The 9,904-nt window shown below is 46.3% G+C and carries 7 protein-coding genes; 3 read left to right on the top strand and 4 right to left on the bottom strand.

Features of this window, described 5'->3' with window-relative positions:
- Nucleotides 1-509: 509 nt before the first annotated feature.
- Nucleotides 510-2,663, top strand: coding sequence for a choice-of-anchor Q domain-containing protein (locus tag AC23NW_RS35550; RefSeq protein WP_487455406.1), 2,154 nt, complete (start codon nt 510-512; stop codon nt 2,661-2,663).
- Nucleotides 2,664-2,666: 3 nt separating this feature from the next.
- Here AC23NW_RS35550 and AC23NW_RS35545 read toward each other — a convergent pair whose 3' ends face one another.
- Nucleotides 2,667-4,421, bottom strand: coding sequence for a hypothetical protein (locus AC23NW_RS35545; protein WP_487455404.1), 1,755 nt, complete (start codon nt 4,419-4,421; stop codon nt 2,667-2,669).
- Nucleotides 4,422-5,119: 698 nt separating this feature from the next.
- On the opposite strand from AC23NW_RS35545, the gene AC23NW_RS35540 reads away from it, so the two are divergent.
- Nucleotides 5,120-5,764, top strand: coding sequence for a hypothetical protein (locus AC23NW_RS35540; RefSeq protein WP_487455402.1), 645 nt, complete (start codon nt 5,120-5,122; stop codon nt 5,762-5,764).
- Here the strand turns inward: AC23NW_RS35540 and AC23NW_RS35535 are convergent.
- Complete coding sequence (locus AC23NW_RS35535; protein WP_487455400.1) at nt 5,748-6,005, bottom strand: hypothetical protein; 258 nt, start codon at nt 6,003-6,005, stop codon at nt 5,748-5,750. The two genes, AC23NW_RS35540 and AC23NW_RS35535, sit on opposite strands and share 17 nt — an antisense overlap.
- 362 nt (nt 6,006-6,367) lie before the next feature.
- Here AC23NW_RS35535 and AC23NW_RS35530 point away from each other — a divergent pair, with 362 nt between their 5' ends.
- On the top strand, nt 6,368-6,877 hold the full coding sequence (locus AC23NW_RS35530) for a rolling circle replication-associated protein (RefSeq protein ID WP_487455398.1): 510 nt from the start codon (nt 6,368-6,370) through the stop codon (nt 6,875-6,877).
- A gap of 60 nt (nt 6,878-6,937) precedes the next feature.
- Here AC23NW_RS35530 and AC23NW_RS35525 read toward each other — a convergent pair whose 3' ends face one another.
- Entirely contained in the window at nt 6,938-9,670 is a 2,733-nt protein-coding gene (locus AC23NW_RS35525) for a Tn3 family transposase (RefSeq protein WP_487455396.1), read from the bottom strand.
- A partial coding sequence (locus AC23NW_RS35520) for a DUF4158 domain-containing protein (RefSeq protein ID WP_487455394.1) occupies nt 9,645-9,904 on the bottom strand: 260 nt, incomplete at its 5' end. The genes AC23NW_RS35525 and AC23NW_RS35520, both read right to left, overlap by 26 nt.

Here is a 9,904-nt window from a genome sequence, read left to right as displayed (position 1 = left end):
GTTTATGACACCGGTCGAATACCGACAGGCGGCTTAAACTCCAGTCAAAACTGGCTCATATAACGGGGTAAGGACAACTTGATATAGAAACATTATTGTGAGATACTGTATATGTAACTTTTACCTCAGCAATATACCCAATACCCCAGTCGGCATAAAATCGCCAAATCGCACCATTCTCACAGTGCTCACTACTTCCCTTGACAGCAGTGTACTCTTGCGTTAATCCTTGGTTTTCCATGTGTAAATTATTTTTGACTTGTTAAAAGTGGTCTAAACATAATGCGACTGTTGTGTTTTCGCTTAAAACATACAGTCAGTAAATTCGTTAGAATTTTAACACTATGTTTATCAGGAACTTACAAGAAAATAAATAAGTGTATTGATTTTTTGCCGAAACTCTAACGGTTTTCTAACGCCATATTTTACTGATTATACATCTAGCTGAAACTACCTTTAAGCCAAGTCATTAATGGTTTATTTTCATATATTTTCAGCAAGTATATTTTATGCAGAACCTGTCAAACTGGCTATTGATTTATCTGATTTTTATATCGACATCCTCATTAGCGTCATCTCTACCCACTTCGGAAACTCTTACTATCTACGTATCATCCACGGGTACAAATAGTGATGCGTCCAGTGCGACAAGCTGGGCGAGTGCTACCAATAATTTTCAGGCGGCTATTGATTACGCAGCGTTAACAGGTGGCGAGGTTTGGGTAGCCCGTGGCTTGTACCGGCCAACAGATATGTATGGTAGTGCTGAGATGAGCTTCAGCATGAAAAACGGCGTTGCGATTTTCGGAGGATTTAACGGAACAGAAACACAACGTAGCCAACGACCTGTCATTAAGCTGACAGCACCTTCAACCACTACGTTAAGCGGGAATATTGGTCAGATAGGCCTGACAGCAGACAATAGTTTAAATGTTATAAAAAATGGCCCAGGCTTAACGTCGACGGCGGTTTTAGATGGCTTCGTAATAAGCGATGGCCAGGGACCGTGGGGTGGAGGCATACGTAATGAAGTGAATGGTGCAGGCCAAATCTGTAATCCTCTGATCCGAAACTGCCTCTTTATTAACAATAGTGGTTCCGGATTGTGCAACCGGGCTTTTGAAGGAGGGGTATGTAGTCCGATTATTGAGAACTGTTCGTTTATAAAAAATACATCGCAGGTAGGGGGAGGTATTTATAATGTTGCCGGAGGAGGAGGGGCTATTTGTAATCCGACAATAGCTAATTGTTTCTTCTTGAGAAATTCTGCGAGTTCTGATGGTGGTGGCATGTCAATTCAGACGTTACCTTCTGGTGTATGCAATCCGGTTTTGATAAACTGTGAGTTCCAATCAAATATTGCTTACGTGAAAGGTGGAGCACTTTCTGTAATGGCCCAAATACAGACAACTTGTAATCCGACATTTATGAATTGCTCCTTTCAGCGAAATGTATCCAGAATTTCAGGTGGGGCTATAAATACGTTGGTATATGGTATTGCAGGGCCAACGGAGAGTCCGGAGACAGCACAGTCTACTATTCTTCTGAAAAACTGCATCTTTTGGGGAAACGGAAATGTAGAAGAGATTCTCTGGTCAGGCAGCGATGGAGGCAATACAATTGCCCGTGAAACCCGCTATGGTAGTATCGTTGCCCGCTATTCTTTATTTGATGCTACTGTAACGGGTTTTACAAATGATGTTGGTACCAAAACAACAACAACTTCGCCTTTCGTCTCGTTGACAAGTACACAACTCACCACCAATTCACCAGCAATTAACGCGGGCGATCCATCATCTACAACAGCATCCGTCGGGCCCACTGACCTTGCCGGTAATCTCAGAATTGTGGGTAACCGTATCGATATGGGGGCTTATGAACAGCAACAGGAAGGTGTTTCCATTAACACTCAACCTGCGTCTGGTTCGCTGGTTTGCGAAGGTCAGGCCGTTTCGGTTAATGTAAGTAGTACCGCTACCGGTTATTGCTGGTATAAAGACGGTCTGCTTCTTCCCGACTTCAGATCGTCTGTTCTGTCAATTCCATCAGTAACAACTGCTGATGCAGGTACATACCTAGCTGTAGTCACCGATGGTCTTACAAGTGCTACTTCATCGGCGTTTAGCTTAACCGTACATTCGACGGATATCGGGCCATTGACAGTAGCCGTAAGCGGGCTTTTGAGCCTCCAGAACGTAACGGTTATTATTTCGGCATCGGCAACTAACGCAAACAGTTATTCAATAAGCGGACCAGCTATTGAGGCCAGTAATAGCCTGGGTAGTTTCACTGTGAGCCAGTCCGGTACTTATTCAATTATAGCAAATTCGGTTGCTGGTAGCTGTTCGAGGGTCAGTGTTTTCGACGTTCGGCAGGCACTTTCGGCAGCCATAAACAATTATACAAATACGATTTCCTTATCAGCCTCTGTATCAAGTATAACTGCCCTGGCTACTGGAATTGCCTTTAAATTTACAGGACCAAAGGGGTATGTGTTTACAAACGCTTATCGGGTAGGTGGGCAATACATCGCCTATGCAAATGACATAATTCATCCCGGGGCTTACACATTAACCGTATACGGGGAAGATGGGACGCAGGCAAGTGTCGTAATTTCGGTCATTGAGCCGTCAAAACGCATAACCATGTCATCGTCGGGGTAAGCATTATATGTTCATTGCCAGTTGCTCAATCTTTGTATCTTCCTCGTAATTCAACTTGCGGCGAATCTGCAACCGATACTGCCGGATCGCTCCCTGACCAACCCCCAGCATGGCCGCCATGTCGCGGGCTGAATACCCCAGACGACTAAGCGCCATAAAGCGGATTTCAGCAGGAGTCAGATCGGGGAACCGGCTTTTTAGCCTGACAAAGAATCCCGGATGTACTTTCTCAAACAAAACGACAAATTGCTTCCAGTCATCTTCAGTCAGAATAACCGACTGGCGAAGTTCGCTAAGCAGCTGGTACAGCCCTGAATCAGCCATGCTGGCCGGACCACTTTCCTGTAATTGCTGCTCTGCCTGCTCAATAAGCCTGCTTTTTTGTTGAACCCCTTGCCGGATTTGGTTCAGCAGTGCCATGGCGTTTTGCAGTTCGGCCTCTGTCTGGTGCTTTTCGGTGAGTAGCTGTTGCTGTTGTTTACGGGTTTTATGCCGGTGCAGATAGTAACGGGTAATCAGGAGGATGATCAGGATTATGGCCAGCACGATCAGGCTGTTCCGGATAAATAGCTCCCGCTCCTGTTGCAACCTGAGGGCTCTTTCGCGAGCCTGATGATTCTGATGCTCATGAGCAATCTCTGCCTGATGTTTGATTGTGACATCAATCTGTTTCTTCCAGAGCGCATGAGCAACGGCCGCCGAATCAGCAAAACGTAGGGCTTGCTGATAATCGCCAAGCACACGATAGCAGTCCGAGATAACGGAAAAGGGCTCCGCGACGACACTAGAGCGGCTTGCTGAGCTTTTAATTTGCTGTATTGCCTGCAATGTAGCTTTAACGTAAGGCATAGCAAGTCGAGGTTGCTTTTGCAGCAAACAGATCTGTGCTAATTTGCTGCTGAACCGGGTCACATTATCCTGATATCCGGCTTTCTGTGTAAGAAACAGACCCTGCTTAAGAAAAGGAATGGCTTTTTCGTACTGCTTTTCCTCAACATATGATTGTCCTATATCACCTAATAAGATACCCTCCCAGCCTTCCAGCTTGATCTCTTTGAACGTTTGAGGAATATGTTGTAAAGCCCAATAGAAATACCTGCGGGCCTCTTTATGTTTACCAAGCTTTAAGTAAGCCATACCTATCATACAGGCATTGAAGATGTGGGTATCTTTAACATCTACGGCTTTGACGCTCATTAAAATCTGTCCGAAACGAACTGCATTCTCATAATCAAAAAAATCATAGTGTGAACGGGCTGAAAAGTAAATGGCATATGTGTATCCGGGATAATCAACTTCATTAAGGTTTTTAATAATCTCAGCCATTCGGAGTATATGCCGGAATGCAAGCGCGTATCTTTTTTGCTTATAAAAGTAGTAGAGGCCAAGAATGTGGTTGGCCTTTGCTATCATGAACGGGTTTTTCAAACGCTCAGCTTCTTTGAGCACATTCAGCGTTTCTTCTTCAAACAGCTCTGGCTTTTCGGGGCCTTTAGTAATCATGCAAACCCGTAGAAGAAGCTGGTCTTCTGCTGTACCATTATTCCGGAAGTAGCGTGCTAAACTATCCACTAATTGATTTGCATGAGCCCGATCAATTTTGATAGCTTCTCCGAACAAGCGATTAATCGCTGCAAAACGCTCCTGATAAGTGAGTTTGATTAATGAATCCGGGCTACCAGGATCTGCCCTGACATATGACGTGAATATTACTATAAAAGCAAAGGAATGTATCCATTTTTTATAATTAACACACATAAATACATTTGATTGTTAATCAATATTAAATAAATGATGCGAAAGTAAGTATTTTAATTTTACTCATATAAATATTTGTATCTCATGACTATACTCAACCAGCCCACACCCTGCTCCGCCTCAATGCCTCTTCACCGGCAATACCTCCTCCAGATTTCAAGCTCCCCAAAAACAAAAAAGACTACCCTTATAAAGAAGTAGTCTTTCCAGTATATCCACACCATTAATCAGTGATACACCACCACTGATCTGATACAAAGTTACTCTATAGTTACATAAAAGGCAACAAAAAATCCCGGCCGTATAACAGCCGGGATTTTCAATTAATTTCGCCATGTATTCCGTTTGAAATACACTACACCCGAAGATAACTTAAATATGCTTCATGCGTCATAAGGCCAGCTCGCATTCTAGCGAACGGATTTAATCCCTTTTGACGCATGACCCAGCAACTCTTTCCCGACCCCACAACGCCCGCCGGCGTTTACCGTTTCACGCCCCCGGCGACCACCTTCCCGACCCCCGAAAACCGGCGATTCCGACCCGATTCCGGCACTGTCTCAAGTTACCGACCCCGACCCGACCAGCCCGAAATAGTACAACATTCCGGCAGGGTAAAAAACTGTTCACTTTTGGCGCGAAAGTGTACACACAAAACCGCCATTTTGTTCACCCCCCGGACCCCCCGCCGCTTTTTTATGCTGCTGCTTTTTGCGGCACTCTGGACCTCCTCGGTTCCTGGAATCGCACAAAATGCGCCGGTAGTGTGGGACTTATATTCGCTGGACCTCTACGAGGCTAGTCTGAAGGCATGGCACCGGCAAAAAAACGAGGCTGAGGCGGCCGAATTCAGCGCTTTGACCCGCAAAAAGTGGTGGTATTATCTGCCCAATGTCGGGCTACAATTTGGCTTCCCGTCCATAACATTCGGCATTTCTACACTGGCAGAAATTGACCGCGACCGGCAACAGCGACGAATTAAGCTTGAGGCCATCAACAGGCTCGCGAACCTTAACTACCAGAACGATCTGCACCAGCTGAGACAGATGTACCGCGCCCTGCTGGTCGACTTTGAACAAATCCGCGATGAGTTTCCGGTCATCAACCGCTCACTTGTCAGCATTCTACGGGTAGCAGCGGAGGCCAATTTGCAGAAACAGATCACGCCGGTCGAGTACCATGAGGCCAATTTGCGCTATGACCGCGAAATCCACCAGCAGATGGGTATCAAACGGGCGTACCGGCACAAGCTGCTGGAGCTGGAACGGTTCGCCCATTATGATTTCCCTACAGAACCGCTCTTTCCGGCCGACTCCATGCCCGGGCTTAATCGGCAGCGTTAAGCATCCCGATTAGTTCGGTATTGCTTACCTCGCCAATGCTGTACCGCGTGACATTTTCAACCAGATACGTCAAAAACGTAAATGGCTGCTTTTTGGCTTTGTTGACAAAAGAGGTATACGAATACGGTTTAGCATTCTCGCTTATCATGATTTCCTGATAGATGAAATACGCCATTTTCGCATTTGTCACAGCGATTTTTTTTTCAGTTTGTTGATTCGTAATAATGTACGTTGGCAGCATGAAACGTTCTACTTGCGTCAGGTTTTATAATATGTTAAACATATTACAGTTTTATGTAAAAATGTTACAACGAATATACATCTATGTACTATAGATCGCACAATTAGCTATGATTCTTAATTAATCGCTAAATTTGGACACTGATTCTGACACGGATTGGTAACTATGACCCGGTAAGTGAGCCTCGACACCTCATACTGCCGGGTTTCTTTTTTGTCTTAACCCGCTGATTTCCGGGACATTACCCGTAATCTCATACCGTTTCTTTTCCTTCGTTACTGCGTCACAAGCCCAATCCATAACGGCGCAGCTTCCCTTGGTTTATCTACGCGCCGACTCTACAAAAAAGAAATTATGCTCATATGAATAACGTAATTTCAAATCTCAATGAGCGTTGTATCACGCATAATTGTAAGATCAGGCCGGGAGCGGTTGTGATTTACAAGCACTATCACAATTTCACTTCTTCCAAAACGCAGACCGAACTCGACAACCTGACGAAGGGAAAGGACGGTGACTATAACGGGTTCATGAGTCCGACCACTGCCCGCAAGGTCAGAACGTTACTCGAAAACTGGCTACAGTGCCTCGAACAGGTTATCACCCGAAACTGGCAGGTGGACACCAAAACCGCCTTCCGGTCCGGCAAAAACTACGACTATTATCCTACGTTCATCACGCTCACCCTGCCCGCCAAACAACGTCACGACGACAACTTCATCAAACGCGAACTGCTCAACCGGTTCATCATTACGCTCAAAAACCGGCATCAGGTCATGCACTACTTCTGGCGGGCGGAACCGCAGAAGAACGGCAATATCCATTTTCATATCCTGTGCGACCGCTGGATACATTGGAAGGCTATTGGGTAGCTGCCAACATTCCGGGGAAATGTTTCATGGATTGGCTTTATACTACTGAATCATAGTATGTTATACTTTTTTCGGAATACTAAATTGGAGCATCGTTTCCAAATCAATGGCCAAAGCATTCTTTAAAACGTCCTCGCCAAAATCATATTCCCCATGAAGGTTGATGTGTTCCCAGGCAAAAGCCGCTGAAAAGGGGATCGTAGCCAATAATTCCTTTTGCTCCTGACTGGGTGCTTCCATAAGATATTTTGTTAGAAGGATATAGTTGAAACAGCTTATATTGTTGATAATAAGCTGTTTACTGAGTGCCATAATTTCTAATTCCTCCTTGGTGCAAAATTGAATCGCCCCGTCATCACCCATGTCAAGTACTTTGGCTAACTTCTGAATGCTCTCCATTTGCGTGGTTTGCTGGTTGGTCCGACGACGGAGTTGGTCGTCGTCCATATAGGTGAGCAAAAAAATCGTGCGTACCACTTTCCCTAGCTCGACCAGAGCCTGATACAACGGATGCTGATGGGCATAGGCGTTGAGTCGTTTCAGCAAACTCGAAGGCAGTGCGTAGTGCAGTTTGAGACTTGCCACAAAGCGCAGGATATTATCCCATTGTTGTTCAATCAGACTCGTATTGATAGTTTTGTCAGCTCGGATACGGTAGTCGAGTTGTTCCAGGATGGGCATATCAGCAATGCCGTGCAGCTTACATTTGTGAAACCCTTCGATACGAGGCTGAAAATCAATGCCCAATAAGAAGCCTAGTGCAAAATTGACCAGCGAAACCCCGTGCGTATCGGTGCTATGAACCTGTTGTTGAGGAAGGCTCGTAATACGTTGGTGATGAAGTAGGCCATCAAAGACATACCAGGCTTCCCGATCTCCTGCCGAAAAAGTCGTCGTATAAAAGAGCGGGTAATTTTCAGCGATGAAGCTGTAAATAGTGATGCCTTTGTCCTTGCCGAAATATTTAGGCGAATAGGTGGCGTGAATCGAATCCATAGCCATCGTATATTTCTGCCCGTCCGACGCTGAACGCATCACGAACTCATCCTCCTTGAAGAGATTGGCAAGCGGCATCCGGTGCATAAAATCAACCAGGCGATCATTGGCCTGACGTAAATTCTCAGGGGAGAAGTACCAGCGGGCTACCCGGTCCAGGGCTCCTTGGGAGACATTTTTAGACCGCTGGGCCATCCGGCTCATGCCCAGATTACAGCCCCAGCCGATCAGAGCGGCAAAATTGACCACATCCGGCATTACCTCCTGGTGATGATGATCCTGCCGGTGGTGAAGATCTTTTGTATAGTCGGTGTAGTGATTTACGGTGTGAAAAACCTCATAAATGGGAAAGGTACGGTCTTTGGGATACAGTTCCCGAAGGTCTTGGGGAATCACTTTGGTTGGTGTCACAAACCGCAATCGACCATCAGCCCGTTTGCGAACCAGCAGATTTTCCCCTGCATTGATATGGCCAAAGGTCTGCGTAAACTGATCACTTAGCCGATCTCTCAAGGTTTGTTGAACCGTCGGCCAGTAAGTCAGGTGCCGTAGTGCCGCTCGTTCCAGCAACGTTTGCTTCCCGCTTTCCCACTCGGCCTGCGGGATCAAATGATCGTCAAAGGCCCTGTGTTGATGGGAAGTACGCACGGTAATCCGACCCGATTTGAGGGCGCGAAGCAGATACTGCGCTAGCCAGACTTTGTAGAGCGCGGTATCGAAATGCCCATCATTGTCGATGATCTTTTTTTCGGCTGCTGTTAGAAAGTCCGTCGGTGCGGTGGCCGAAACGACACCATGCTTAGTTTGGTAAGCGACTAAAGCCAACCCCAAGGTGTCTGTCGGAGTAGATGGCACGAACTCAATATGGCGCATGATGTCAGCAATCCGGGTCATCAAAGCCCGGGCGTGTTCGCGCATAGCTTGATGCAAGAACGAGTTTGCCAGGTTTTTCCGGGTCTGCTGATGAAGTTTTTTGACGGAGGGGACTAAGTGCAGGAAAGCGGTAATCGAAGGATCATTGAGTTGTTTGATAAGTAGGTCAAACTTTTCGATTTGCGTCTTATCGAAACAGAAAGCAGTCCGCATAAGTTGCTCGACCTGCTCGGCCTGCCTCAGATAATTTTCCAGAATCGCATCCATTGCCGGCAGGTTTTCGCCATAGGCCGCCACCATCAGTTTTTCGCGTTGGCCCTGAATTTGATTGATGAACTGGCCCGTGGTATTTTTGAAGGTAATCAACAGGATATCAGACAGATGGAAGTATTGATACTGAACAAAACAGAGATCTAAAAGCAGACTGTTTTTATGCCGTTTGATCTGGAATATCTCGGCACGCAGCACATATTGGGCATAGTGATCGACCAAATCATCGGACATCTTTAGGGAGGTAAGTATGGGTAGCAATGCGTGATAACGTGTTTTCAACTCATTCAGGCGGGCCATATTCTCCCGAATATCCGCCAGTTTGATGACCTCGGAAGCCTGTCGTAAGGTTGATAGCCGGTAGATTTGCCGATGGGAGTCCTCTGTTTCTGGTTTTTCAAATAAGGAGTCGATCAGGCCCATTTGCGTGGGCGTTATTTCCCGCCTAAGCAGGGTCAATAAGTTCCCTTCAAACTCAGTAAAGGCTTGTGTGATCAGCATGGCCAACGTGTAATAGGTAGGAACCTCAATGCGGTGGGTACGGATAAATTCGCACAACGAGCCAAAAACAGCCGAAGGACTTACCTGACGGGTGACCAGGTGGCGAGCTTCCCTCCAGGTCATTTCTTTACCCGTACCCTGAAATGGTTTCACGCCTAACTCGGTTACGAATAAGCTGTCGGTGTCGGCCTATGGTGGCCCGGTCATAGGTTTGAAGCTGCTCGAAAGAGACGGCCACTTTCAGGAGTTTACTCACAAACCCAACATCACCGGGGGCATAGCGAGACGTTTTGAAAAAGCGGCCACTCGACCGAAAGTAGCCCCATTGTAACAGGAACCCCACCCGGTTGATGTCAGAATCCAGTCCCCGTAGAATTGGTTTCATCC

This window comes from Arsenicibacter sp. R0_47 (assembly GCF_057652235.1).
The sequence above is the reverse complement of the archived record's forward strand: the minus strand, read 5'-3'. Positions and strand labels throughout refer to the sequence as shown.